Annotated in this window: 25 protein-coding genes; 7 read left to right on the forward strand and 18 right to left on the reverse strand. The window is 67.4% G+C overall.

Annotation, left to right across the window (positions count from 1 at the left end):
• Positions 1-76: 76 nt before the first annotated feature.
• The 4 genes from M4578_RS01800 to M4578_RS01815 all read right to left on the reverse strand — a co-directional run bounded on the left by M4578_RS01800 (position 77) and on the right by M4578_RS01815 (position 2,765).
• Positions 77-514: a VOC family protein gene (locus M4578_RS01800; RefSeq protein ID WP_258091719.1), complete on the reverse strand. Its 438-nt coding sequence runs from the start codon at positions 512-514 to the stop codon at positions 77-79.
• 26 nt (positions 515-540) lie between these two features.
• On the reverse strand, positions 541-1,134 hold the full coding sequence (locus M4578_RS01805) for a histidine phosphatase family protein (RefSeq protein WP_258091720.1): 594 nt from the start codon (positions 1,132-1,134) through the stop codon (positions 541-543).
• The gene (locus M4578_RS01810; RefSeq protein WP_258091721.1) at positions 1,131-1,871 is read right to left on the reverse strand and encodes an alpha/beta fold hydrolase; all 741 of its coding nucleotides are present in this window, start codon (positions 1,869-1,871) and stop codon (positions 1,131-1,133) included. Before M4578_RS01810 ends, M4578_RS01805 begins: the two co-directional genes overlap by 4 nt.
• 153 nt (positions 1,872-2,024) lie before the next feature.
• Entirely contained in the window at positions 2,025-2,765 is a 741-nt protein-coding gene (locus tag M4578_RS01815; protein ID WP_258091722.1) for a YebC/PmpR family DNA-binding transcriptional regulator, read from the reverse strand.
• Between the two features lie 177 nt (positions 2,766-2,942).
• Between M4578_RS01815 and M4578_RS01820 the strand changes: the two genes are divergently transcribed.
• On the forward strand, positions 2,943-3,677 hold the full coding sequence (locus M4578_RS01820; RefSeq protein ID WP_258091723.1) for a glutamine amidotransferase: 735 nt from the start codon (positions 2,943-2,945) through the stop codon (positions 3,675-3,677).
• 70 nt (positions 3,678-3,747) lie between these two features.
• On the opposite strand, the gene M4578_RS01825 is transcribed toward M4578_RS01820, so the two are convergent.
• The 5 genes from M4578_RS01825 to M4578_RS01845 all read right to left on the reverse strand — a co-directional run bounded on the left by M4578_RS01825 (position 3,748) and on the right by M4578_RS01845 (position 8,510).
• Positions 3,748-5,526 (reverse strand): SLC13 family permease, encoded by a 1,779-nt coding sequence (locus M4578_RS01825; RefSeq protein ID WP_258091724.1) that lies wholly within the window; start codon positions 5,524-5,526, stop codon positions 3,748-3,750.
• Between the two features lie 22 nt (positions 5,527-5,548).
• Complete coding sequence (locus M4578_RS01830; protein WP_258091725.1) at positions 5,549-6,475, reverse strand: DMT family transporter; 927 nt, start codon at positions 6,473-6,475, stop codon at positions 5,549-5,551.
• Positions 6,472-7,284, reverse strand: coding sequence for a TIGR00282 family metallophosphoesterase (locus M4578_RS01835; RefSeq protein ID WP_258091726.1), 813 nt, complete (start codon positions 7,282-7,284; stop codon positions 6,472-6,474). The genes M4578_RS01830 and M4578_RS01835 overlap by 4 nt, the downstream gene beginning before the upstream one ends.
• 144 nt (positions 7,285-7,428) lie before the next feature.
• On the reverse strand, positions 7,429-8,166 hold the full coding sequence (locus tag M4578_RS01840; protein ID WP_258091727.1) for a VCBS repeat-containing protein: 738 nt from the start codon (positions 8,164-8,166) through the stop codon (positions 7,429-7,431).
• Between the two features lie 20 nt (positions 8,167-8,186).
• Positions 8,187-8,510: a 2Fe-2S iron-sulfur cluster-binding protein gene (locus tag M4578_RS01845; RefSeq protein WP_258091728.1), complete on the reverse strand. Its 324-nt coding sequence runs from the start codon at positions 8,508-8,510 to the stop codon at positions 8,187-8,189.
• Positions 8,511-8,721: 211 nt separating this feature from the next.
• Here M4578_RS01845 and M4578_RS01850 point away from each other — a divergent pair, with 211 nt between their 5' ends.
• Together M4578_RS01850 and M4578_RS01855 are read left to right on the forward strand one after the other, a co-directional pair.
• Entirely contained in the window at positions 8,722-9,261 is a 540-nt protein-coding gene (locus M4578_RS01850) for a peptidoglycan-binding domain-containing protein (RefSeq protein WP_258091729.1), read from the forward strand.
• Between the two features lie 106 nt (positions 9,262-9,367).
• The gene (locus tag M4578_RS01855; protein ID WP_258091730.1) at positions 9,368-10,165 is read left to right on the forward strand and encodes a pyrroline-5-carboxylate reductase family protein; all 798 of its coding nucleotides are present in this window, start codon (positions 9,368-9,370) and stop codon (positions 10,163-10,165) included.
• Between the two features lie 78 nt (positions 10,166-10,243).
• Here the strand turns inward: M4578_RS01855 and M4578_RS01860 are convergent, their stop codons facing one another.
• Together M4578_RS01860 and M4578_RS01865 are read right to left on the reverse strand one after the other, a co-directional pair.
• Entirely contained in the window at positions 10,244-11,713 is a 1,470-nt protein-coding gene (locus M4578_RS01860; RefSeq protein WP_420854790.1) for a DegQ family serine endoprotease, read from the reverse strand.
• A gap of 166 nt (positions 11,714-11,879) precedes the next feature.
• Positions 11,880-13,496: a Na/Pi cotransporter family protein gene (locus M4578_RS01865; RefSeq protein WP_258091731.1), complete on the reverse strand. Its 1,617-nt coding sequence runs from the start codon at positions 13,494-13,496 to the stop codon at positions 11,880-11,882.
• Positions 13,497-13,916: 420 nt separating this feature from the next.
• On the opposite strand from M4578_RS01865, the gene M4578_RS01870 reads away from it, so the two are divergent.
• Complete coding sequence (locus M4578_RS01870) at positions 13,917-16,226, forward strand: cache domain-containing protein (protein WP_258091732.1); 2,310 nt, start codon at positions 13,917-13,919, stop codon at positions 16,224-16,226.
• Positions 16,227-16,404: 178 nt separating this feature from the next.
• Entirely contained in the window at positions 16,405-17,046 is a 642-nt protein-coding gene (locus tag M4578_RS01875; RefSeq protein WP_258091733.1) for a response regulator transcription factor, read from the forward strand.
• 14 nt (positions 17,047-17,060) lie between these two features.
• On the opposite strand, the gene M4578_RS01880 is transcribed toward M4578_RS01875, so the two are convergent.
• From M4578_RS01880 to M4578_RS01910, 7 genes are all read right to left on the reverse strand, one after another.
• A complete protein-coding gene (locus M4578_RS01880) occupies positions 17,061-17,252 on the reverse strand; it encodes a DUF2065 domain-containing protein (protein WP_258091734.1) in 192 nt (63 codons plus the stop codon).
• Complete coding sequence (gene hflC / locus M4578_RS01885) at positions 17,249-18,133, reverse strand: protease modulator HflC (protein WP_258091735.1); 885 nt, start codon at positions 18,131-18,133, stop codon at positions 17,249-17,251. The genes M4578_RS01880 and hflC overlap by 4 nt, the downstream gene beginning before the upstream one ends.
• Before the next feature lie 3 nt (positions 18,134-18,136).
• Positions 18,137-19,297, reverse strand: coding sequence for an FtsH protease activity modulator HflK (hflK, locus tag M4578_RS01890; protein WP_258091736.1), 1,161 nt, complete (start codon positions 19,295-19,297; stop codon positions 18,137-18,139).
• A 70-nt stretch (positions 19,298-19,367) separates the two neighbouring features.
• Positions 19,368-20,825: an FAD-dependent oxidoreductase gene (locus M4578_RS01895; RefSeq protein WP_258091737.1), complete on the reverse strand. Its 1,458-nt coding sequence runs from the start codon at positions 20,823-20,825 to the stop codon at positions 19,368-19,370.
• Positions 20,826-20,960: 135 nt separating this feature from the next.
• The gene (rpiA, locus tag M4578_RS01900; RefSeq protein ID WP_258091738.1) at positions 20,961-21,749 is read right to left on the reverse strand and encodes a ribose-5-phosphate isomerase RpiA; all 789 of its coding nucleotides are present in this window, start codon (positions 21,747-21,749) and stop codon (positions 20,961-20,963) included.
• Positions 21,750-22,067: 318 nt separating this feature from the next.
• A complete protein-coding gene (locus M4578_RS01905) occupies positions 22,068-22,595 on the reverse strand; it encodes a GNAT family N-acetyltransferase (RefSeq protein ID WP_258091739.1) in 528 nt (175 codons plus the stop codon).
• Complete coding sequence (locus M4578_RS01910) at positions 22,592-23,146, reverse strand: helix-turn-helix domain-containing protein (protein WP_258091740.1); 555 nt, start codon at positions 23,144-23,146, stop codon at positions 22,592-22,594. Before M4578_RS01910 ends, M4578_RS01905 begins: the two co-directional genes overlap by 4 nt.
• A gap of 199 nt (positions 23,147-23,345) precedes the next feature.
• Between M4578_RS01910 and pdhA the strand changes: the two genes are divergently transcribed.
• Both pdhA and M4578_RS01920 read left to right on the forward strand, forming a co-directional pair.
• The gene (gene pdhA / locus M4578_RS01915; protein WP_258091741.1) at positions 23,346-24,368 is read left to right on the forward strand and encodes a pyruvate dehydrogenase (acetyl-transferring) E1 component subunit alpha; all 1,023 of its coding nucleotides are present in this window, start codon (positions 23,346-23,348) and stop codon (positions 24,366-24,368) included.
• A gap of 18 nt (positions 24,369-24,386) precedes the next feature.
• Positions 24,387-25,751, forward strand: coding sequence for a pyruvate dehydrogenase complex E1 component subunit beta (locus tag M4578_RS01920; protein WP_258091742.1), 1,365 nt, complete (start codon positions 24,387-24,389; stop codon positions 25,749-25,751).
• The last annotated feature ends 5 nt before the right edge of the window (positions 25,752-25,756 follow it).

The raw sequence follows: 25,756 nt of genomic DNA on the forward strand, positions 1-25,756 counted from the left end.
CGTCACGGGTTAGGAAATGGTTGCCACACGCCCTTCCTGCCGACGCGCGCTTCGGCGCCCGGGCGGCAACCCGGCCTCAACCTTCGCCATATCCCTGCCAGCGAAAGGCGCCATCCCCGGCACGCAGCGGCGAGAACGGGTTGTAGGCGATCTCCCAGATATGGCCGTCGGGATCGGCGAAATAACCGTGATAGCCGCCCCAGAACACCTCTTGCGGCACCTTCAGGATGCGCGCGCCCACGGCCTCTGCCCGGCTCATCAGCGCATCGACCTCGGCCTTGCTGCGCAGGTTATGCGCCAGCGTCAGCGCGCCCCTGCCCAGCTCGTCCACCGGCAGGCCGATATCCTCGGCCAGCGCGTCGAGCCCGAAGAGCCCCAGCGTCTGCCCGAGCAGATCGAAGGCGATGACCCCGCCGGGGCCCTCGGTCCGGACCCATCCCAGCGCCTCGTAGAACGCCGCCGCGCCTTCCAGATCGCGCACCCCCAGGGTGATCAGGCTGATTCTCTGTTCCATCTGCGCTCCTCCATGCCGTGCATATCCTAGCCCTGCGGCGCGCCGCCGAACATCCGCTCCATCGGCACCCAGCCCTCGACAAGCCGCCAGCCGGGCAGCGAGACTCGCAGCACATTGCCGCCGCCCGCGGGCTGATCGTGGCTGCGCGCGATCGGGGCGCCCAGCAGATGCGCCCGGAACAGCGCCCCCACCCCGCCATGGCCGACCACCGCGATATCGCCCTGCGTCTCGTCTGCGGCCACCAGCCCGCGCAGCGCCGCCACGATGCGCGCCTGGGCATCCTGCGCCCGCTCCCATCCGCGCACGCTCTCCTCCGGGCGGGCAAAGAACGCATCCGCCACCGTCTCGAATTCCTCGGCCGGCAGATAGCCCGTGGCCGAGCGGTCGTTCTCGTGCAGCGCCTCGACGATCTGCGGCACGAGGCCCAATCGGTCGCCAAGGATCTCCGCCCCGTCGCGCGCCTTGCGCTCGGCGCTGCAATAGATCGCGCTCACCCCGTCGCAGCGGTCGGAAAACGCCGCGTGGCGCGCCCGGCCCTTGTCCGACAGCGGCCAGTCGGGCACCGGCACCGCAGGGTCGATCCGCACCTCCGCATGGGACAGGAAGAGAAGCTGCCTCATCCCCCGGCCTCGAGAATGGCGGCTTCGATCATCGCCAGATTCTCCGGCTCCGAAAACCGGTGATCGGCCCCCTTCACAAAGCTCAGCCGCACATCCGGCCCGTCGATATGGTCGAAGAGCCGCAGCGCGGTCTCGCGGCTGACCGCCTCGTCCGCGCTGCCCTGCAGAAGCCGCACGGGAAACCCCATGGGCAGCGGCGCGCGCAGCACCAGATGGTCGCGCCCGTCCTCGATCAGCCGCCGTGTCACCGCGTAGGGATCGCCATAGGCCGAGGGCAGATAGGTCACGCCCTCCTCCATCACCTTGCGGCGCTCCTCCTCCGAGAACCCGGCCCAGAACCCGTCCTCGGTGAAATCCGGCGCCGCCGCGATGCCGACGAACCCCGCGACCCGCGCGCCCAGCCTTTGGGTCATCAGGCAGCCGATCCAGCCCCCCATGGACGAGCCGACAAGCAGCAGCGGCCCCTCGGTCACCGCCTCGATCACCGCCTGGGCATCCGCCGCCCAGTCGCCGATGCAGCCCTCTTGGAAGGCGCCGCCGGACTGGCCATGGCCGGAATAATCGAGCCGCAGAAAGGCCCGGCCCCGGGCCGCGGCCCAGGCTTCGAGATGCACTGCCTTGGTGCCCTCCATGTCGGATTTGTAGCCCGAGAGGAACACCACGACCGGGCCGGAACCCGGCGTATAGGCATAGGCAAGCCGCGCCTTCGGGCCCTCGAGATAAGCGGTTTCGGCCATCGCACTCCCTCCACGGTCGGTCGGCGCGACTGTGGCCCCGGGCGCTGTCCGGATGCAACCGGGTTTCGCCCCGGACCGGAGCCCGCCGGACAGAAAAAGGCCCGGGAACCGAACGGTCCCGGGCCTTATGCTATCTTGCGTCGCGGCACGCGGTCAGAGCTGCGCCATGACCTCGTCGGAGGCTTCGAAATTCGTGGTCACGCGCTGCACGTCGTCATCGTCCTCCAGCGCATCGACCAGCTTCATCAGCGTCTGCATGGCATCGAGATCGAGCTCGGTGGTGGTGCCCGGCTTCCAGATCAGCTTGGTGCTCTCGGATTCGCCCAGCTCCGCCTCGAGCGCGGTGGAGACCTCGTTCAGATCGGTGTCGGCACAATAGATGACATGGCCGTCTTCCGAGCTTTCCACATCCTCGGCGCCAGCCTCGATCGCCGCCATCATGACGGTGTCGGCATCGCCCGCATCCGCCGGGTAGACGATCTCGCCCTTGCGCTCGAACATGAAGGCCACCGAGCCGGTCTCGCCCAGGTTGCCGCCATTCTTGGTGAAGGTCGAACGCACGTTCGAGGCGGTGCGGTTGCGGTTGTCGGTCATCGCCTCGACGATCACCGCCACGCCGTTGGGGCCATAGCCCTCATAGCGGATCTCTTCGTAATTGTCGCCCTCGCCGCCCGTCGCCTTCTTGATGGCGCGTTCGATATTGTCCTTGGGCATGGACTGGCTCTTGGCTTCCTTGATGGCCAGCCGCAGGCGCGGGTTCTTGTCGGGATCGGGGTCGCCCATCTTGGCGGCGACGGTGATCTCCTTGGAGAATTTCGAGAACAGCTTTGCGCGCACCGCGTCCTGACGGCCCTTGCGGTGCTGGATGTTTGCCCATTTGGAATGGCCGGCCATGGATGCCCCTTGCCTTGTCGGATCAGGTTGAAATGTCGCCACGCGCTATAGCCCAGAGCCGGGCTCTGCCGCAAGCCCGTCGCCCGTGCCCTTTCATCTTTCCGGCAAATACACCCGCCGGCGCGCACCGCGAGCGCCCCCTTTTCCGGAACGCGCAACCGGGGTAAAGCCTGCCTCATGAGCCGCTTTCTGATCCTCCAGCTCCGCCCCGAAACCGAGGCCAGCGACGATGAATTCGCCGCCTTTCTGCGCAAGGGCGGGCTGTCCGAAGAGGCCGTGTACCGCATCCGGCTCGACCGGGAGGATCTGCCCGAAGGGCTCGATCCGCGCGACTATGCCGGGGTGATCGTCGGCGGCGGGCCCGGCTGCGTGTCGGACGCCCCCGAGAAGAAGACCCCGGTGGAAGCCCGGATCGAGGCCGCCTGCCTGTCGCTGATGCCTGCGATCACCAGGGCCGACGTGCCCTTTCTGGGCTGCTGCTACGGCATCGGGATCCTGGCGCATCATCTCGGCGCCGAGGTGGGCAAGGCCCGCTACGGCGAGCCGGTGGGGCATGTCGCCTGCGAGATAACGGCGGAGGGCGCGCGCGATCCGCTGCTTGCCGGGCTGCCGGAGCGCTTCGACGCTTTCGTGGGGCACAAGGAGGCGGTGCAGCACCTGCCCCGCGGCTGCGTGCATCTGCTGCGCTCGGCCCCCTGCCCGTTCCAGATGATCCGCCATGGCGAGAATGTCTATGCCACGCAGTTCCACCCCGAGGCCGACGCCGCCGGCTTCGAAACCCGGATCCGCATCTACCGCCACAAGGGCTATTTCGAGCCCTCCGAGGCCGAGGCGCTGATCGCCATGTGCCGCGCCGCGAATGTAACCTGGCCGGAGCAGATCCTGCGGACCTTCGTCAGCCGCTACGGCTGAGCCCCAAAACGCTTCCTCCGAAGCGTTTTGCGCCCAGGATTTTTCGTACGAAAAATCCTGGGCCCGCCTCTCAGAGCGGCCAGATCAGCGGAATGACCAGCGCCGAAAGCACCCCGACGCTGAAGTTCAGCGGCACCCCCACCTTGAGGAAATCCGAGAACCGGTAGCCGCCGGGCCCGTAAACCAGCGTGTTGGTCTGATAGCCGATGGGCGTGGCGAAGCTGCACGAGGCCGCCACCATCACCGCCACCACCAGCGGGCGCGGATCGACCCCCAGCGCCTCGGCCAGCGAGATCGCGATGGGCGTCACCACCACCGCCACCGCGTTGTTGCTGACCGCCTCGGTCAGCACCGAGGTCAGCAGGAACACCGCCCAGATCAGCAAGGGCCCCGGCAGCAGCTCCATCACCGGCGCCACCGCGCCCACGATCAGCGCCACCGCGCCCGAGGCATCCAGCGCCGCACCGATGGCCAGCATGGCGAAGATCAGCGCCAGCAACTGCCCTTCGACAAAGGAAAACGCCTCGTCCGCGTCGATGCAGCGCGCCAGCAGCACCACCGCAACCGCGATCACCGCCAGCGCCAGGATCGGCGCGGCCCCCAGCGCCGAAAGCACCACGATCCCGGCCATCGCGCCGATGGCGATCGGCGCGTGACCGCGCCGGAACGCCCGCGCCGAGGGATGCGAGACATCCACCAGCTCCATATCGCCCGCCAGCCGCTTGATGTCCTCCGGCGCGCCCTCGAGCAGCAGCGTATCGCCGACCCGCACCACAAGATCGTCGAGCTTGCGGCCGATGTTCTGGTTGCGGCGGTGCACCGCCAGCGGATAGACGCCATAGCGCCGCCGCAGCCGCATCGCGCCCAGCGACCGGCCCACCATCTTGCAGCCCGGGGTGATCAGCACCTCGACCGTGGTGGTCTCCTTGGCCGAGATCTGGTCCACCCGCTTCAGCGACTTGTTGCGTTGCAGGCTCAGAAGCTCGGTCATCTGCGTGCGCAGCACCACCCGGTCGCCCACCTCGAGCACAACGCCCTGAAGATCGCGGCGCAGCGAGGCATCGCCGCGGATCACGTCGATCAGCCGCACCCCCTCGCGCTTGAAGAGCTGCACTCCCAGAGCCTCGCGGCCGATGAGGTTCGATTCGGGTGGAATCACCGCCTCGGTGAAGAATTTCATCCGCGACCGGTCCGACAGCATCCCGGCCATGGAATGCCGCTCGGGCAGCAGGAAGCGGCCCGCCACCACCAGATAGAGCATGCCCCAGGCCACGAGGATCACCGCCAGCGGCGTGACCTCGAAGATCGTGAAGGGCGCCATGCCCTGGCTGCGGGCCACCCCGTCCACCAGCAGGTTGGTCGAGGTGCCGATCAGCGTGGTGGTGCCGCCCAAAATCGCGGCATAGCTCAGCGGGATCAGCAATTTCGAGGGCTGCACCCCAAGCGAATGCGAGATCTGCACGAAGATCGGCAGCATCATCACCACCACCGGCGTGTTGTTCATGAAGGCCGAGGCGAGAATCACCACCAGCATGATCAGCGCGATCGCCCGGCGCGGACGCCGCGCCACCTGGCCCTGTGCGAAGGTGGCAAAGGCATCCAGCGCGCCGGTGCGCACCAGCGCGCCCATCACCACGAACATCGCGGCGATGGTCCAGGGGGCCGGATTCGACAGCACCTTCAGCGCCGCATCATAGGGCAGAACCCCCAGTGCCAGCAGCACCGCAACCCCGCCGATGGCCACCACCTCGGTCGGATAGCGCTCGCGCACGAACATCACGAACATCGCCACGACCGTGGCAATCGTGACATAGGCCTGGGCCGTCTGACTCAGATCAATCAAATTCATGGAATGAATAGCCTGTTTCTGCTCAACCCGGCGCATTCTGACGAGGCGTCAGAGGTCTTGCAAGCGTGCTGCGCGGTCGCGGCTGCACCAGGGCCATCCCTGAGAACAGCACAAGCAGCGCCGCCCAGACCCAGCCGGTATAGGCTTCGCCCAGAAATAGCATCGCCCAGCACAGCCCGAAGAGTGTGACGAGATAACTCACCTGCACCGCAAACACCGCCCCCGCCCGGCTCACCAGCCAGACATATCCCGCATAGGCCACCGCATGCAGCAGCGCGCTGGCCGCCAGCGCGCGGTCGGGCACGCCCCAGGGCGGGCGCGGGTCGATGAACTGCCCCGTCGCCAGCGCCAGCGGCAGGCAGATCGCCGCCCCCAGCACCGAAGCCCCTGCCAGCGTCTGCACCGGGTCGAGCCCGCGCATCCCCCAGCGTGCCACGTAATTGCCCTCTGCCGCGTAGAACGCCGAGGAAATCAGCGCCACCGGAATCCAGGCCGCCATCGCCGGATCCGGCAGGCTTGCCCTGGGCAGCACCAGAATCGCCACCCCGAGCATCCCCAGGCACAGGCCCAGAAACCGCCGGACGCTGAACCGGTCGTTGCCCAGCGCAAGCGCCATGGGAAAGGTGAAGAGCGGCACCGAGCTCAGCAGGATCGACAGCACCCCGGACGGCAGGTGGATCGCCGCGGTGTAAGAGGTGACGCCCGGCAGCACCGTGCCCACCAGCGCAATGATCAGATAAAGCGGCAGGCTGCGCCGGTCGAAGGGCAGCCCGCGTCCGCGCAGCACCGTCACGCCGCCCAGCAGCACCGCGCCGATGCTCAATTGCCAGAACAGCAGCCCGAAATGCCGATACCCTTCAGAGACCGCCAGTTTCGCCAGAGGTTGCGTCGCGCCCCAGGCGGCTCCGATCGCGGCCAGCGCCAGAAACGGCGCAAGCCGGCGGATCACGGCCCCGAGGCCTCCAGCCGCCCGCCCTGGCGCACCATCTTCACGGCCACCGCCTTGCCCGTGCGGTCGTCTGTCTCGACAAACAGCCCGCAGAGCGTGGCCTCGCCCAGCGCCGGCTGATAGCGCGTCTTGCTCATGCCGGTGACGAAGCGGCGCATCGGCTCGACCTTGTCCATGCCGATGACCGAATCGTAATCGCCGCACATGCCCGCATCGGACAGAAAACCGGTGCCCTTGGGCAGAATCTGCCCGTCGCCGGTGGGGACATGGGTATGGGTGCCCGCCACCAAGCTCGCCCGCCCGTCGCAGAAATGCCCCAGCGCCATCTTTTCCGAGGTCGCCTCGCAATGCACATCGACCAGGATGGCCTGCGCCTGACCGCCCAGCGGATGCGCGCGCAGCACCGCATCCATCGCCGAGAAAGGATCGTCGAAGGGGCGTTTCATAAAGACCTGCCCCAGCACCTGGGTGACCAGCACCTTGCGCCCGCGCCGGTCCTTGAACAGCCCGTGCCCGCGCCCCGGCGCCTGTTTGGCAAAGTTCAGCGGGCGGATCACCCGCGGCTCGCTCTCGATGAAGCTGAGCATGTCCTTCTGATCAAAGGCATGATCGCCCAGCGTCACCACATCGGCGCCCGCCTCGAGCAGCCCCTTGGCATGTTCGCCGGTCAGACCCGCCCCGTTCGAGGCGTTCTCGCCATTCACGACCACGAAGTCGAGCTTCCAGTCATCGCGCAGCCGGGGAAGGGTTTCCGAGATGGCGGCGCGCCCGGCCCGGCCCACCACATCTCCAAGAAAAAGCAATCTCATGGTTCAATCCGTAAAAGGGACGGCGCGGAAAGCAAAGCCCCATTTGCAGGCGGACGCGGACCGGACGGACCTGTCCGGGACCGGATGGCTTCGAAACCGGCCCCCGCCTGATCGCCGGACCGCGCCGGATGGCGGGGCGCTGCGCTACCGGCAGTCCATCGCCGCGCGCATGGCCCCGGCACCGTAAAGCCCCAGGGCGCGGGTCTCGATCCGGCCCGCATGCAGGCGCGAGGCCATGACCCGTCCCCAGACCGCATCGGCGGTGATCATCTCGGGGCCGGCGCCGCAATCGCGCAGCCCGCCCTCGATATAGCCCCAGCCGATCCGGTGATTGGTCAGCCCCGCCCGCTGCGCGACCGCGCGCAGCTCGCGGCTGCCGGGCACATAGCGCCAGACGCGCAGCAGCTTTGCCAGATGCGGGCGGTCCACATAGGCCAGTTCTATGCGCCCGTCTCCGTCCAAATCGCCGGCGCCCACCGGCGCGAGCCAGCGGTTGCGCTGGCCGATGAAGGGCGCGGCGGCCAGCAGCCCGGTCTCGGTGTAAAGCGCCAGCCGCGCGCCGCGCGCCAGATCGCTTTCCACCACCATCACCGCGTCCCGCCCGCCCAGATCGACGAGCCGGGGCGCCACATCCTCGAACACCCGCTCCTGCGGCAGCCGGATCACCACGTCGCGCTTGCCGCAGCCCGCGCAGTCCTCGATCCGCAGGCGCAGCGCGCCCCATTCCACCGCGTCGCCCAGCACGCCGTGATCGTAGCGCGTGGTCGGTTCCAGATATTCGGCGGCAATCAGGCGCGGGGCGGCCTCTGCCGCGCCCGGCAGCGTCAGCCACAGGCCCAGCGCCGCCACCGCGCCGCGCGCGGTCCGGCGCCAGCGGCGCAAGAGCTGTCGCGGCGCGCCGCTCAGATCTGCTTCTCCGGCATCTGCACGATCAGCCCGTCCAGCGCATCGGACACCTTAAGCTGGCAGGTCAGCCGCGAGCGTGCGGGATCGGGCTCGTAGGCGAAATCCAGCATGTCCTCTTCCATGTCCTCCTTCGGAGGCAGCTTGGCCACCCAGTCGGGATGCACATAGACGTGGCAGGTCGAGCAGGCGCAGGCGCCGCCGCAATCGGCCTCGATGCCGGGAATGTTGTTGTCGCGGGCCCCTTCCATCACGGTCAGCCCGGTCGGCACATCCACCACATGCTCTGTGCCGTTATGCTCGATATAGGTGATCTTGGCCATTGCCTGGTCGCTCCATCGTCTCGATCTCGCCCCTACCTAGTCAGCCCGCGACGGCAACGCCAGCCCCATCGCCGGGACGCGAGGCCGCAGGGGGCGGATGTTCGTCAAATGTGCCGCACCCTGCGCACCCGCTCTGCCCGTTTCCTGACCATCCCGAGGCAAACCTTCCCCCCGGAGAACAAACCGGCTAGTCTCTGGCGCAACGGCCCGCATGAACCGAGGCTCCGAGCAGATGCACCGCCCCACCGCCCTTTGCGCCGCGCTGGCGCTGACGCTCGCCGCCTGCGACGCGCCGCCCGCCGACGGCACCGGAGCCTGGCCGGGCGAAGCCCCGCCCGCGCCCGAGCAGCTTGCCGACGGCACCTGCTGGGCGCGCGAGGTGACCCCGGCGATCTATGAACATGTGATGGGCGAGATCCAGGTCGTGCAGGCCGAGATCGCCGAGGACGGCACGGTGATCCGCCCGCCGATCTATCGCCGCGCCCCGGTGCCGAAGGTGGTGCGCCCGCGCGGCGAGCTGCGCTTCGAAACCCCCTGCCCCGACCAGATGACACCCGAGTTCATCGCCTCGGTGCAGCGTGCGCTGGCGGCGCGGTCCTATTTCAGCGGCAGCGTCAGCGGCCGCATCGACAGCGCCACCACCGCGGCGATCCGCAAATACCAGACCGAACGCGGGCTCGACAGCGGCCAGCTCTCGCTCGAAACCGCCCGCGCGCTGGGTCTGGTGGCCACCCCGCTCGAAGAGCTCTGAGCCCGCAGGGGCGCCGGCGGCCCTTGCCCGATACCGCCCCGCGCCCCGGTTTCGTTTTCGCGGGCGTCGCGCTAGGCTTCCGCCTGGACACGCAGGGGGATAGCGGATGCCAGACGTAAAGGACCGGATCGGGATCGTCGGCGGCAGCGGCATGCTGGGCAGCGCCATCGTGCAGGGGCTGATCGCCAGCGGCAGCGTCACCGAAAGCGCACTCACCGTGCTCAACCGCTCGGGCTCTGCCGGCCCGCTTGCGCGGTTCCCCGGCCTTGCGCTCACCACCGATCCGCAGACGCTTTGCGCAAGCTGCGGCACGCTGCTGCTGTGCGTTCCGCCGGCGCAGGCCGCCGGGCTACGCCTTCCCGCCGGCGGTCATCTGGTGCTTTCGGTCATGGCCGGGGTCACGCGCGCGGCGCTGAGCCGGATCACCGGCAGTCCTCGGGTGATCCGCGCCATGAGCAGCCCCGCCGCCGCGCTGCGGCTGGCCTACACGCCCTGGATCGCCAGCGATCCGGTGAGCGCGGAGGACCGGCAGCGCGCCACGCGGCTGTTCGAGGCCATCGGCACCAGCGACGAGGTCGCCAGCGAAGCGCTGATCGACCAGTTCACCGCCCTGACCGGCCCGGTGCCGGGATTCGTGGCCTTCTTTGCCGACGCCATGACCCGTTACGCCATCGACGCGGGCGCCCCGCCCGATCTGGCCGACCGCGCGATCCGGCAGCTCTTTCTGGCCGGCGGCCGGATGCTGGCCGAAGGCGACAAGACCCCCGCCGCCCATGTGGCCGAGATGATCGACTATGCCGGCACCACCGCCGCCGGGCTGACCGTGATGGAAGAGGGCCCGATCCGCGCCGCCATCGCCGAGGGGCTCGCCGCCGCCGCCGACCGTGCCCGGGGCATCGGCTGAGACAGCGCATCACATGAAAAAGCGGGCCCGAGGGCCCGCTTTCTCCGAGGTCTCAAACGCGGTCTCCCGCGCCCCGGATCACTCCTCGAGCGACAGCGCCACGAAGCGCGGATCGCCGCCCCGGCGCACCAGAAGCAGCAGCGACTTGCGCCCCGCCTCCTTGGCCTCGTCGATCTTGTCCTGCAGCTCGGCAACGCTCAGCACCTGCGCCTGACCGGCTTCGGTGATCACATCCCCCGCGCGCAGGCCCTTCTCGAAGGCTTCCGAGGTTTCGTCCACCGCGGTCACGGCCAGCCCCGTGGCGCTGGCGGGAAGCTGCATCTCGTCGCGCAGCTCCTGCGTCAGCGGGGTCAGCGTGAGCCCCATCAGCTCCAGCTCGGACGGCTCTTCCGGGGTCACCTCCTGCGAGGCGGGGAAGGTCCGCTCGGCCTCTTCGCGACGGCCCAGAGTCACCAGCAGCGTCTCGGTCGTGCCGTTGCGGTTCACCACCACGCGCACGGCCTTGCCCACCTCGGTATTGCCGACGATGCGCACGAGCTGGCGGGTGTCCTCGATCTCCTTGCCGTCGAAGCTGACGATCACGTCGCCCGCTTCCATGCCGGCATCCATCGCCGGACCTTCGGGCACGTCGGAAACCAGCGCGCCCTTGGCCGAGGCCAGACCCAGCGCGTCGGCCATGTCGTCGGTCACGTCCTGGATGCGCACGCCCAGCCAGCCGCGGCGGGTCTCGCCGAACTCCTTGAGCTGGGTCACCACCTTGGTCACCACGTTCGAGGCCATCGAGAAGCCGATGCCGATCGAGCCGCCGTTGGGCGACAGGATCGCGGTGTTCACGCCGATGACATCGCCTTCCATATTGAAGAGCGGGCCGCCCGAGTTGCCGCGGTTGATCGCCGCGTCGGTCTGGATGTAATCGTCATAGGTGCCCGAAAGCGCCCGGTTGCGGGCCGACACGATGCCTGCCGAGACCGAAAAGCCCTGGCCCAGCGGGTTGCCCATGGCCATGACCCAGTCGCCCACGCGCGCCTGATCGCTGTCGCCGAAATTGACGAATTTCAGCGGTTCGTCCGCATCGACCTTGAGCAGCGCGATGTCGGTGTTGGGATCGGTGCCGACCAGCTTGGCGGGCAGCGTGAAGCCCTCGAAGAACTCGATCTCGATCTCGTCCGCGCCGTCGATGACGTGGTTGTTGGTGACGATATAGCCGTCCTCCGAGATCACAAAGCCCGAGCCCAGCGCCGAAGAGCGGCGCGGCCGGTCGCCCTGCGGGCCGTTGCGGTCCTGGAACTCGCGGAAGAAATCCTCGAAGGGCGACCCTTCGGGCACGATCCCCTGCGGCCCGGTGCGGCCGGCGACCATGGTCGAGGTGGTGATGTTCACCACCGAGGGGCTGATGCGTTCGGCCAGATCGGCAAAGCTCTCGGGCACGCCACGCGCCTGCGCCATCAGAGCCTGCGATACGATCAGGAACATCGACAGCGTCGCAAGCCAGAACAGCCGAAGCGGTGTGGCGTTGTCGCGCGTCACAGCAAGTGTTTGGGGTTTCACCTGGGTCTCCTTCTTTGCGGAAGGGCAGCCGCGCGTGAGGGCGCGCGCCGGCTGCCCTGCCTCCTCATGGTGAGGCTAACATAGGACGCGCCGGGCGCCACCAAAGAAAAGGTTGCAGAGGATCAAGCGCATGTGAAAATCCGGGAGGATCGCGGCACCGGCCCGATCAGTCCTCCAGCACCTCGACCGCCGCCTCGCGGCGCGGCGAGCTGGGCGCCCGCCCCTCCTGGAGCTTTGCCATGTGATGCTGGATGCGCCAGAGGTGATAGCTTACCCGCTGCAACCAGCGCATCGCGTCGAGCCGCCCGGCCAGCACCTCGTCGGGTTGCGCCTTGTGCGCGGCCAGCGTCAGGATGCGCGCGCGATAGATCTCGCGCTGCGCCCGCATCAGGCGGCGAAGCCGGTTGAGCCGCGCCTCCGCCGCGACCGCGTCCTGCGCCGCGGCGGCCTCGGCGGCCAGCGCGCAGAGAAGGCGGCTCAGCCGCCGCAACCGGTGATCGGCACCGACCTCGGCGATGCGCGCCTCCTGGCCGCAGCGGAAATAGAGCCGGCCCAGGTGATCGGTCACATGCAGGACCGATCCCAGCCGGGCCGCGGCCGGGTGATCGCTGCGGGTGGGCGGCACCCCGTCCACAAAGCCCTGCAACGTCGTCACCGCCTCGCCGATCTCGGTCAGGCGCTCCTTGTCGTCCCGCGTGGCCGAGCGGTGGCGCAAGCGCTCTGCAAGAAAGCCGAACTGCGCCCGCACCACCGCGTCCAGCGCCGACACCGCCGCATCGGCGGCCGCGTTGGGATCGCCCAGCATTTCCCGGCCCAGCGTGCGGGTCAGCGCCGAGCCCTTGTCGCGCACCAGAAAGACGACCAGCCGCGCGAAGGCGCCGGTGAACGGCAGGATCAGCACCACGCCGAGGATGTTGAAGCCGGTATGAAACGCCACCAGCGCGATCTGGCTGTCGAGCCCGCCCCCGAGCCTCGCGACAAGCGCGCTGTAGGGGCTGAGCAGCAAAAACGCCATGATCCCGGTCAGGCAATTGTAGATCACATGCGACAGGCCGGTGCGCCGGGCGGCGGTCGATCCGCCCAGCGTCGCCAGCGCGGCGGTCACCGTCGTGCCCACATCCATGCCGATCACCAGCGCCATGGCCTGCGGCAGATTGATCGCCCCCGCCCCGAGCGCGGCCAGCGCGGCGGTGACCCCGGCGCTGGAGGATTGGGTGACCACGGTGATCACCGCGCCGATCAGAATCAGTTGCAGCCGGCCGAACAGGCTGTCCTGCGGGAAATCCGCCGGGGTCACCGCCCCCTCGAACTCCGCGAGGCTCGATTTCAGAACGTCGATCCCGAGGAAGATCAACGCAAAGCCCGCCAGCGCCGTGCCGATCAGCGGCAGACGCGCGCCGCCGAAGAGCCGCGCCAGCGCCCCGAGAAAGACGAGCGGCAGCGTCAATTGCCCCAGATCCAGCTTGAACCCGAGGATCGCGGCGAGCCAGCCGGTCATCGTGGTGCCGATATTGGCGCCAAAGATCACCCCAAGCGCCTGCGGAAAGGTCAGCAGCCCCGCGCTCACGAAGCCGACCGCGGTAACGGTTGTCGCGCTCGACGATTGGATCAGCGCGGTGGTGGCCGCCCCGGTGATCGCGCCGCTCAGCGGGGTGTTGGTGAAATGCGACAGCGACCGGCGCAGGGTCTGCCCCGCCAGCCCCCGCAACCCCTCGGTCAGCCAGATCATCCCGAAGAGGAACAGCCCGACGCCGCCCAGCGCATTGATCACGTCCCAGAACATGCGCCGACTATTCGCCTGCGGCGCCGCATTGACAAGCGCTTGCATCGCGGCAGGCAGAGGACATTCAGGAAGAGGAAGGGTTCCCAAAAAGTAGAGCCGGTGCCAAGTGGGGATACCTGACACCGGCTACTGTACTTAAATAATATCGTATAGGCGCCCACTCACCTGCGCCACAAAATCACTTCTTAAATACGGACGTTTCAAAGATACTTTACGGGAACTCGACACATCCCTGAAACGACGCGGCAAAGGTTGCACAGAAGCGGGGAAGTGGAAATTCGCGTCATTGCCTGGGCAATATTGCCTATAGGTCAACGCCGCCCCCGCTGTTGCCCCACGGGACCGGATGTGGAATGTCGGAAAGCGCGGGCCAGACACCGTCCGGCCGGCGCCGGAGGGGCCCGGACAGGGCGGAGAACGATGCGGAATTCACTCGGGGCAATGCTGGCCTTCGGTCTGGCGGGACTGCAATTCGTGGCGGTTCTGGCGGTGGTGTTCTCGTCCTATGTCACCTCCGAACGCGCGCTGCTCGATCACGCGCGCGAATTGCTCAGCGACATCGGCAGCAACACGATCGAGCATTCGCGCGGCTTTCTCGGCCCGGCGCGCGGCGCCGCCGAGCTCTCTGCGCGGCTGGCGCAGGACCGGGTCATCGCCAGCGACATCCCCGAGCTGCTCGAGCAGCTTCTGTTCCAGCAGCTCCAGCTCGCACCGCAGTTCTCCGGCGTCTATCACGGCAGCGAGGACGGCGATTTCGTCTATGTGATGCGCTCGGACGGCCCCGGCCCCTTCCGCACCAAGATCATCCGCGTGGACGGCGACACGCGGAGCACCGAGCTGATCTGGCGCGACAACGAGTTCAACGTCATCGCCCGGCGCATGGACCCGACAGACACCTACGATCCGCGCACCCGCCCCTGGTACATCCGCGCCCGCGCCGAACTGGCGACGATCTGGACCGATCCTTATATCTTCTTCTCGTCGCAGCAGCCCGGGATCACCCTGGCCTCGCCGGTGATGGACGGCCCCGGCCGGATCCGGGGCATCGTCGGCGTCGATATCGAAATCAGCGACATTTCCGATTTCCTCGCCCGGCTGCGCATCGGCGCGACCGGGCGCGCACTGATCATCCACAGCAATGGCGACGTGATCGCCCACCCCAACAAGGACCTGCTCAAGACCGAGGACGCGGACGGCACGCTGCGCTTTGTGGACATCGAGCATTTCGAAGATCCGATCGCCCGCGCCGCCTTTGCCCAGCCCATTGCCAATGGCGTCGTCCCGGTCGCGCGCGAGACGCTGTCGCAGTTCAATTACGGCGGCGAAACCTATGTTTCGGTGGTGATGCCGCCGATCAGCGAAACGCTGCCCTGGACCATCGCCGCCTATGCGCTCGAAAGCGATTTCACCGAGGTGATCAAGCAGAATCGGCGCACCAATATCTGGATCGCCGCGCTGGTCGCCGCGATCACCGGGCTCTGCGGGCTGGCGCTGGCCAATTACATCTACAAGCCGGTGCGCGCCTTTGCCGTGCGCTCGGCGCTGATCTCGCAGGGCGAGCTGGATCCGTCCGAGCCGCTGCCCAAGACCTATGAAGAGCTGGAGAACGCCAACCGCACGCTGATGCAGCAGATCGCGGCGCGGCGCGAAACCGAGATAGAATACGGGCGGACCTTTGCCCTGTCTTCACGCGGGATGGCGCAGATCGACGCCAAGACCGGCCGTTTCCTGCGGGTGAACGACCGGTTCAGCGAGATCACCGGCTATCCGGCGGAAGAGCTGGAAGGCATGGTCTTTGCCGATCTGTCGCATCCCGCCGACCCGCCCTTCCTGCTCTTCGACCGCGAACGCCGCGATGCCCCGCGCGAGATCAACCACGAGATGCGCTGCCTGCGCCGCGGCGGCGAGACGATCTGGATCGCGGTGAACGCCATCCAGATCTTCAACCAGGAAGGCAAGCCGCTGCATTTCGTGCTGACCATGGACGACATCACCCAGGCCAAGCAGACCGAGGCGCAGATCGCCGAGCTGAGCAAGGATCTGTCGAATCTCTCGCGCGACAACACCATGGGCCAGGTCGCTGCCGGGCTGGCCCACGAGCTGAACCAGCCGCTGACCGCGATTGCCCAGAACGCCGACAGCGCGCTCTTCGCGGTCGATCAGATGACCGGGGCCGACCCCGCGCTGCGCGAGACGCTGGAAGAGATCGCCGAGCAATCCATGCGCGCGGGCGACATCATCAAGGCGCTGCGCGGCTTCATCCGCCGCGACGACGGCAACCGGACGGATTTCGACCTTGGAGAACTGGTGCAGCAGACGCTGCGGCTGGTCACCGCCGAGGCCCGCGCGGCGGGCGCCTCGATGGTCTGCGAGCTGGGCGATCTGCCGCCGGTCAACGCCAACCGCCTGCAAATTGCGCAGGTGCTGGTCAACCTGCTGCGCAACGCCATCGAGGCGGTGGCCGAGAACGACCGGGGCGAACGCCGGGTGACGGTGCGCGCCTGCCGGCAGGACGGTCAGGTGCTGGTCACCGTCGAGGATACCGGGCCCGGGGTCGATCCCAAGATCAGCCTGTTCACCGATTTCGAGACCACGAAATCCAGCGGCATGGGGCTGGGCCTGTCGATCTGCAAATCCATCGTGCAGGCCAATGACGGCCGTCTCTGGCACGAGGGCGCAGAGCCGCACGGCGCCTGTTTCCGCTTTACGGTGAACGCCGCCACCGCATGACCGGCGCCCTGCCGGACCCGCGCGGGGGCGGCGCCGGCTGCCTCTGAACCCGACGTTTTTATTTCAACACCTGCGTTTCTTGCACGAAAGACTTGAAAAAATGCGACATTGCCCTGACACCTTCCTGCGGGGCGGCTCTGCCGCGCCAGCGCAGGGGATAACACGCGAATGGATCCGCATGACTGACAGAACGCCGATGGTCTTCATCGTCGACGACGATCAGGACATACGCACGTCGTTGACGAGGGCGCTCGGCCAGCGCGGGTTCGAGGTGGCGGCCTATGCCTCGGCGAAAGCCTTTCTCGCCGCCTATGACGGCACGCGGGCGGCCTGTCTCGTGCTCGATTACGGCATGCCCGAGATGACCGGGCTGGAATTGCAGGCCCTGCTCAACCGGCAGGACAACCCGCTGGCGGTGGTGTTCGTCACCGGCCATGGCGGCGTGCCGGAATCGGTTCAGGCAATGAAGGCCGGGGCGGTGGATTTCCTTGAGAAACCGTTCCGCCAGTCGGTGCTGATCGAACGCATCGAAACCGCACTGGAGCTGGCCGAGGCCAAGCGCGCGGCGCGGGCGACGCGCCAGGGCATCCAGGCGCGGTTCGACCGGCTGACGGCGCGCGAAGAAGAGATCGTCGCGCGGATGCTGGACAACCCGGCAGAGGTTTCGAGCAAGGAAATCGGGAATTTCCTCGGCATCAGCCCGCGCACCGTCGATCACCACCGCGCGCGTATTCTGGAAAAGCTCGAAGTGCGCTCGCTGGTCGAACTGGTCGATCTGGTGGCCAGGCTGAAGAACGGCGGCGGCCAGGCCGGGCTCTGACCCGTCCCCGCCGATCAGCCGCGGAACACCCAGAGCAGCAGCACGCCGGTCACCACCGTCAGCAGCCCCAAATTGCGCCGCGTCTCAAGCGGCATCTCGCGCAGCGCCTCCAGCAGACGCTCCACAAGCGAAGGGGCCAGTGCATAGACCAGCCCCTCGATAATGAGGACCAGAGCGATCCCCGTGCCGATGTCGGTCAGCGTCAATTCGCCCCCGTGGCGCCCTGGTTCTTGAAGTACTCGAAGAACTCGCTGTCGGGCGTCATCACCAGCGTGGAGTTGCTGCCCTCAAGCGCTGTCTCATAGGCCTGAAGCGAGCGGTAGAAGGCAAAGAACTCCGGGTCAGCGCCATAGGCTTCCGCAAAGATGCCGTTCCGTTCGGCATCCGCCTCGCCTCGGGTCACGTTGGCATCGCGGTCGGCCTCGGACTGGGTTTCCACCACGGTCCGGTCGGCCAGTGCCCGCACCCGCTGCGCCGCCTCGTTGCCGCGCGCGATCTCGTCGGCGGCTTCGCGTTCGCGCTCGGCACGCATCCGGGCAAAGGTCGCCTCGAGGTTCTGCGCCGGCAGGTTGGTCTGCTTCAGCCGCACATCGACCACGTCGAGCCCGAGCGACAGCGCCTCGGCACGGGCCTGGTCGCGGATGCGGTTGGTCAGCGCCCGGCGGTCGGCCGAGAGGATCGTGTCCGATGTCACCTGATCGGCGCCCAGAACTTCCCGGATCTGCGCGTTCAGGATACCCGACAGCCGGTCCTCGGCGGTGCGCACACCGCCCACGCCGACGGCCTGACGGAACTGCACCACATCGGCGATGCGGTAGCGCGCGAAGGCGTCGACCACGAGACGGCGGTCATCCGAGGGCGTCACCTCGATGGTCTCGGTGTCGAGCGACAGGATGCGGTCGTCGTATTTCACCACTTCCTGGATGAAAGGGATCTTGAAGGCGAGGCCCGGATCTTCCTTGACCGATTTGATCTGGCCGAATTGCAGCACCAGCGCTTTTTCGCGCTCGTCCACCACAAAGACCGAGGACAGCACGACCACGAGGACCACGAAGATCGCCGGCAGGATAAAGGTTGTCTTGCGCATGGATCAGTTCCCCCCCGTCGTCGTGCGGCTGCGGTTCAGCTCGTTCAGCGGCAGATAGGGCACGACCCCGCCGCCACCGCCCTGACTGCCGCCGACCAGGCTTTCGTCGAGGATGGTCTTGTCCACATCGCCCAGCACACGCTCCATCGTCTCGAGATAGAGACGGCGGCGGGTGACCTCGGGCGCCTTGGAATATTCCTCGAGCACGGCAGAGAAGCGGCTGGCCTCACCGACCGCCTCGTTGACCACGCGGGCACGGTAGCCCTCGGCCTCTTCGCGGATCTGCGCCGCCTGACCGCGCGCCTCGGCCACCACACGGTTGGCATAGGCATCGGCCTGACGTTCCAGACGGTCGCGCTCCTGCTCGGCGGCCTGCACCTCGCGGAAGGCGTCGATCACCTCGCGCGGCGGGTCGGCCTTGGCAAGGTTGATCCGCACCACGTTGATGCCGCTGTCGTATTCGTCGAGCGTCGCCTGGATCTGCTCCATGGCGGTATCGGCGATCACGCCCCGGTCGCGGTTGAGGATCGGCGCGAGGTTCGATGCCGCGATGATTTCGCGCATCACCGCCTCGGAGACCGCCTGAACGGTGAGCTGCGGGTCGCGGATGTTGAACAGCAGCTTGGCCGGGTCGTTGATGTTCCAGACCACCTGGAATTCGATGTCCACGATATTCGCGTCGGTGGTCAGCATCAGCCCGTCCGAGGCGCTGCCCCGCCCGGCGCCCACAGTCTCGGTGCGTTCCGAGGTCACGTTCACCACCTCGGCGGTGACCAGCGGCCAGGGCGCGAAGTTCAGACCGGGATTGCCGGTCGAGCTGTACTTCCCGAGGAACAGTTCAACCGACTGCTCTTCCGGCTTCACGGTGTAAAAGCTCATATAGCCCCAGAGCCCGAGCGCGATCAGCGCGCCGATGCCCACGGTGCCCTTGGTCAGCCCCGGCCCGCCATTGCCGCCGCCGGAGCCCCCGGTGCCGCCACCATTGCCGCCGCGCCCGCCCATGAGCACGCGCAGACGCTCCTGGCCCTTCTTCACCAGCTCGTCGATCTCGGGGATCTGCGGATCCTCCGGCCGGCGGCCGCCATTGCCGCCACCGCCGCTGGGCGGCTGGCCACCGCCCCGATTGCCACCGCCGCCCCAGGGGCCGCCGCTGTTTCCTGCCATGAAGCTCTTTCCCTTCCCGTAATATCCTGTCTTCCGGTCCCGCTTTTACCTGTGCATTCGTGACAGGGATTCAAGCGGTACGGACCGGTTTGCGCATGGTCACGATCTCTTCCGACATGGTCGGGTGAACGGCGACCGTGCGGTCGAAATCTTCCTTGGTGGCGCCCATCTTCACGGCGATGCCGGCAAGCTGGATCATCTCGCCCGCGTTCGGCGCGACGATATGACAGCCCAGCACCTTGCGCGTCGCCTTGGACACCACGAGTTTCATCATCACCCGGTCCGAGCGGCCGGCAAAGGCCGTCTGCATCGGGCGGAAGGAGGTCGAGTAGATCTCCACCGGCTCCTGCTCGCGGGCCTCCTCCTCGCTCAGCCCCACGGTGCCGAATTCCGGCTGGGTGAAGACGGCGGAGGGGATCAGATCGTGATCGACCTTCGTGGGGTTGCCCTTGAAGACGGTCTCGACAAAGGCCATGCCCTCGCGGATCGCCACCGGGGTCAGGTTCACCCGGTCGGTCACGTCGCCGATGGCGTAGATCGAGGGCACGGCGGTCTGGCTGTAGTCATCGACGATCACCTCGCCCTTGCGGCCGAGCTTCACGCCCAGTTCCTCCAGCCCCATATCCACGGTGTTGGGCGCCCGGCCCGTGGCAAAGAACACCGCGTCGAAAACCCGCGACCGCCCGTTGGTCGCCTTGACCCAGATCGGCCCGTCGCGCTTGTCGCTGACCGGGTGCAGCGCTGCGTCCTCGTGCATCGGCGTGCCCATCGAGATGCGCCCTTCGGCATGGCCGGCCAGATCGTCTTCGGTGGCGCAGCGCATCTCGACGATGTCGGTGCCGAGATGCAGGTCGATGCCGCGTTCCTTCATGCTGTCGGCGATGAGGCCCCGCGCCTCCTCGTCGAAGCCGCGCAGGATCTGCGCGCCGCGGTAGATCTGCGTCACCTCGACGCCCAACCCGTTCAGGATGCAGGCGAATTCGCAGGCGATATAGCCGCCGCCGACGATCAGGATGCTTTTCGGCAGTTTCGGCAGGTGGAAGATGTCGTCGCTGACGATCCCCAGATCGGCGTTGGGCAGATCGGGCCGCACCGGGCGTCCGCCGGTGGCCACGAGGATGTGCTTGGCGGTGAAGGTTTCGCCGGTGGACAGCTCCACCGTATGGGCGTCTTTGACCTTGGCACGCGCATCGAAGCTGGCGACGCCGGAGTTTTTCAGCAGCGTGCGATAGACGCCCTCGAGCCGGTCCAGCTCGGTATTCAGCCGGTCCTTGAACCCCGCCCAGTCGAAAGCGCCTTCCTTGAGATCCCAGCCGTAGTTGCGCGCGTCCTCGACGACATCGGCATATTCCGACGCGAAGACCATCAGTTTCTTGGGCACGCAGCCCCGGATCACGCAAGTGCCGCCATAGCGGTCTTCCTCGGCCAGCGCCACCTTGGCCCCCGCCTCGCCCGCCGCAACACGCGCCGCCCGTACACCGCCGGAACCACCGCCGATAACGAAGAGATCGTAGTCGAATTCGCTCATGAATTACCCCTTGTCCGCTTGCGCGCAAGATAGACCACACGGGGCGGTAGATGACCAGAGCCGAGAGCCCCGGGATGGCCCCGCGCGCGGCGCGGGTGCCGCTGGCGTGAGGCGGGCGTTACCCCGCCCCGCCGCTCACTCTCCCAGATCGCGGAAGAGGTTGTCGCTTTCGACGAACTCCAGCCGATCCTCGGTCACCGTACCGGTGTTGATGTTGCGGGTCTCGACCCGGCCGTCGCCATAGCCGATCACCACCTGATCGCAGATGTCGATGAACAGGCCGTTCTCGACCACGCCCGGGATCTGGTTCAGCACCAGCGCAAGCTGGCGCGGGTTGCCGATCCGCGCGAGATGCAGATCGAGGATGTAATTGCCCTCGTCAGTCAGGAAGGCGCGGTCGCCGTTCATGCGCAGCGTCGATTTGCGCCCCATCACATCCATCGAGACCAGCGCCTCTTCCAGAAGCGCCTGGCTGGCGGTCCAGCCGAAGGGAATGACCTCGACCGGCAGCGGGAAGGCGCCCAGCGTCTCGACCTCTTTCGCCGCATCGGCGATGACGATCATCTGGTCGCTGGCGGTGGCCACGATCTTTTCCTGCAACAGCGCGCCGCCGCCGCCCTTGATCAGATTGAGCTCGGCATCGAATTCGTCGGCGCCGTCGATGGTCAGGTCCAGCCAGCGCGCCTCGTCGAGCGAGATCACCTCGATGCCCACTTCGCGGGCCAGCTCGGCGGTGCGGGTCGAGGTCGGCACGCCGCGGAACTTCAGCCCGTCCTCGCGCACCATCTCGCCCAGGCAGCGCACCAGCCAGGCGGCGGTGGAGCCGGTGCCGAGGCCCACACGCATGCCGTCCTCGACAAATTCGGCGGCGCGTTTTGCGGCCACGAACTTGGCCTTGTCGATGGGCGAAAGCTCTCCGGTCATGGTGTCCCCCAGAATCCTCGGTGTCGCGGCCTTATAGTCGCCGCCGCGAGGCTGTGCGACAACAGATTCGCCGCAGGCGGCGGGTTTTCGGGCGCGCCGCGCCGCGATTTTCGCTTTCCGCCGGGCGGGCGCCGCTTTCCCGGGACCTGTCCGGCCCGCCATGGCAGGCCGGGAAAGGGAGCAAGGAGCGGCGCAAGCGCCGCTCAGGTCGTCTCGCCCGCTTTGGCGGGCTCGGGCCTGTGGAGCCGTGACGGGGGGGGTCGCAGGCTGTGCAGGTGCCCCGGTCTCTTTTTGCGTATTTGGAAAGAGAAGAAAGGGTTAAAGGCTACGGTACATGACCGTCGTCGGGTCGCGGCGGGGGCTGCCGTCGGGGGCGAGCGCGTAGCCCGGAATTTCGCCCGCCACCGCGAAGCCGCAGCTTGCGTAGAGCGGCTGGGCGGCGTCGCCGCTGCGGGTGTCGAGGGTGATCAGGCTGCGGCCTTCTTCGGCGGCACGGGCCAGCAGGGCCTGCATCAGGGCGCGGGCGATGCCGCGTCGGCGGCAGGCGGGCGAAACCAGCATCTTGGAGACCTCGGCGCGGTGGCTCTGGTTGGGCATCGTGGCGAACGCGAGCTGTACCGTGCCCACCAATGTGCCCGTGTCGAACGCGGCCCAGAGGAGGCGGTCGCCGGCGCGCAGCCCCGGGAGCACCGCCTGCGTCCAGAAAGCCTCGGCCTCCCGCTGGGCGAAGGGCATCACGAAACCGACGCTGGCACCCTGCGCGACGCAGTTGCGCAACAATGTCCCCAGCGCCGGGATCTGCGCCTCGGTCTCTGCCGCGGAGAGGGTGCGGATTGCGAGGCTCACGGTGTCACCAGCACCAGCACGTATTTCGCGCCCTTTTCCTTCGGCGTCTCGAAGACCGAGGCGCCGGTCAGCCTGTAGCGCAGCGTGTCGCCGGGGCGCAGGCTGTGGGTTTCGCCCTCCAGCGTCACCTGAAGCCGGCCGGAGATCAGCAGCAGGTGATGTTCCAGCCCCGGCACCGGGGCGGCGTCATAGGCGATGCGGCTGCCCGGTTCGAGTCGGCAGTCCAGCACCTCGGCCGCCAGCGCCGCGCCGCCGGGAGAGGCCACGCGCCGGGTGAAGCCGCCGTCGCGCCAGACCGCCTGGTCGTCGCGCCGCAGAAGCGGGGTGAAGCCGTCCTCCACCATCGCCAGGAGCCGCGACATGGTCATGCCATAGGCGGCGCAGAGCTTGCCCAGCACCTCGGCGGTGGGGCTGACCTCGCCTTTCTCCAGCCGCGACAGGGCGGCGCGGCTCACCCCGCTCTGCTCGGCGAGCTGGTCGAGCGTCAGCCCGCGCTCGGCGCGCAGCCGGGCGAGGCGTTGGGACAGGCGGTCGGTCAGGGTTTCGGTCACCACATATCTCCGGGAATTATTCTCATATCCGGGAGGGTAGCGGGCCGCCCGCAGGATGCAAGCGGAATCCCCGCGCGTGGCGGCGCGCCGGGGCGGCGAAGTTTTTCCCGAACGTGAGGCTTGAGCCCTTTGACAGCCGGGCTAGCTCTGGATAGTGTACGAGAAAGTTTAACACTAAACTAGTTGGGGAGGAATCGCCATGGCCGCCCGGAAACCCGCCGCCAAGCCGAATGTCTCGCCCGAGGAGCTGCGGCAATATTACCGCGACATGCTGCTGATCCGGCGCTTTGAAGAAAAAGCCGGTCAGCTCTATGGCATGGGGCTCATCGGGGGCTTTTGTCACCTGTATATCGGCCAGGAAGCCGTCGTCGTCGGGCTCGAAGCCGCCGCCGAGGACGGCGACAAGCGCATCACCTCCTACCGCGATCACGGCCATATGCTGGCCTGCGGCATGGACCCGAACGGCGTGATGGCCGAGCTCACGGGCCGCGAGGGCGGGTATTCCAAGGGCAAGGGCGGCTCGATGCACATGTTCAGCCGCGAAAAGCATTTCTACGGCGGCCACGGCATCGTCGGCGCGCAGGTGCCGCTGGGGGCGGGTCTGGCCTTTGCCGACGCCTATCTCGACAACAAGCGCGTGACCTTCACCTATTTCGGCGACGGCGCCGCAAACCAGGGTCAGGTCTACGAGACCTTCAACATGGCCGCGATCTGGAAGCTGCCGGTGATCTTTGTCATCGAGAACAACCAGTATGCCATGGGCACGGCGCAGAAGCGCTCGACCTCGACCGAGGACATCCACACCCGTGGCGTGCCCTTCGGCATTCCCGGCGAGGTGGTCGACGGCATGGATGTGCTGGCGGTGAAAGAGGCCGGCGAGAAGGCCGTGGCGCATTGCCGCGCGGGCAAGGGCCCGTATATCCTCGAGATCAAGACCTACCGCTACCGGGGTCACTCGATGTCGGACCCGGCGAAATACCGCACTCGCGAAGAGGTGCAGAAGATGCGCGAGGAGCGCGACGCGATCCAGCATGTGCGCGACCTGCTGCTGCAGGGCAAACATGCGACCGAGGACGATCTCAAGGCGATCGACAAGGACATCAAGGACATCGTGAACGCCTCGGCGGAATTCGCCAAGGAGAGCCCGGAACCGGCGCTCGAGGAGCTCTGGACCGATATCTATGCCGGTGAAGTGCCCCAGGGCGCCGCGATCAAGGCTTGAGGCAGGAGGATAACGACAATGGCAACGCAGATTCTCATGCCCGCCCTCTCTCCCACGATGGAAGAGGGCACGCTGGCGAAATGGCTGGTGAAAGAGGGTGACACCGTCGCCTCGGGCGACATTCTCGCCGAGATCGAGACCGACAAGGCGACGATGGAATTCGAGGCGGTGGACGAGGGCATCGTCGGCAAGCTGCTGATCGCGGAAGGCACCGAGGGGGTCAAGGTGAACACCCCCATCGCGGTGCTGGTCGAGGAGGGCGAAAGCGTGGCTGACGCGGAAGCCCCCGCCCCCGCCGCCGAAGCGCCCGCCGCGGCAGAGGCCGCCCCGGCGCAAGCCGCCGCGCCCGCGTCGAGCGTGCCCGCAGCCGCCGCCGCGCCGGACTGGCCCGAAGGCACCAAGATGAAGACCCAGACCGTGCGCGAGGCGCTGCGGGATGCCGTGGCCGAAGAGATGCGCTCGGACGCCAATGTCTTCGTCATGGGCGAGGAAGTGGCCGAGTATCAGGGCGCCTACAAGGTGACCCAGGGGTTGCTCGACGAATTCGGCTCCAAGCGTGTGATCGACACGCCGATCACCGAGCACGGCTTTGCCGGGATCGGGGTGGGCGCGGCCTTTGGCGGGCTGAAGCCGATCGTCGAATTCATGACCTTCAACTTCGCCATGCAGGCGATCGACCAGATCATCAACTCGGCCGCCAAGACGCTTTACATGTCCGGCGGCCAGATGGGCGCACCCATGGTGTTCCGTGGTCCGAACGGTGCCGCCGCCCGCGTGGGCGCCCAGCACTCGCAGGACTATGCCGCCTGGTACGCGATGATCCCCGGCCTCAAGGTGGCGATGCCCTATTCGGCGGCCGACGCCAAGGGCCTGCTGAAATCCGCGATCCGCGACCCGAACCCGGTGATCTTCCTCGAAAACGAGATCCTGTACGGGCGCTCCTTCGAGGTGCCGGATATGGAGGATTTCACCGTCCCCTTCGGCAAGGCCAAGATCTGGCGCGAGGGCACGGATGTGACCATCGTGAGCTTCGGCATCGGCATGCAATACGCGCTGGAAGCCGCTGACAAGCTCGCCGAGGAGGGCATCTCCGCCGAGGTGATCGACCTGCGGACGCTGCGGCCCATCGACTACGGCACGCTGATCGAAAGCGTCAAAAAGACCAACCGCTGCGTGACCGTGGAAGAGGGCTTCCCGGTGGGCTCCATCGGCAACCACCTTGGCGCCTATATCATGCAGAACGCCTTCGACTGGCTCGACGCTCCGGTGATCAACTGCACGGGCAAGGACGTGCCCATGCCCTATGCGGCCAACCTCGAAAAACACGCGCTGGTGACCACCGCCGAGGTGATCGAGGCGGTCAAGCAAGTGACCTATCGGTAAGGGAG

It is taken from the genome of Salipiger pentaromativorans (genome assembly GCF_024721115.1).
GTDB lineage: Bacteria > Pseudomonadota > Alphaproteobacteria > Rhodobacterales > Rhodobacteraceae > Salipiger > Salipiger pentaromativorans.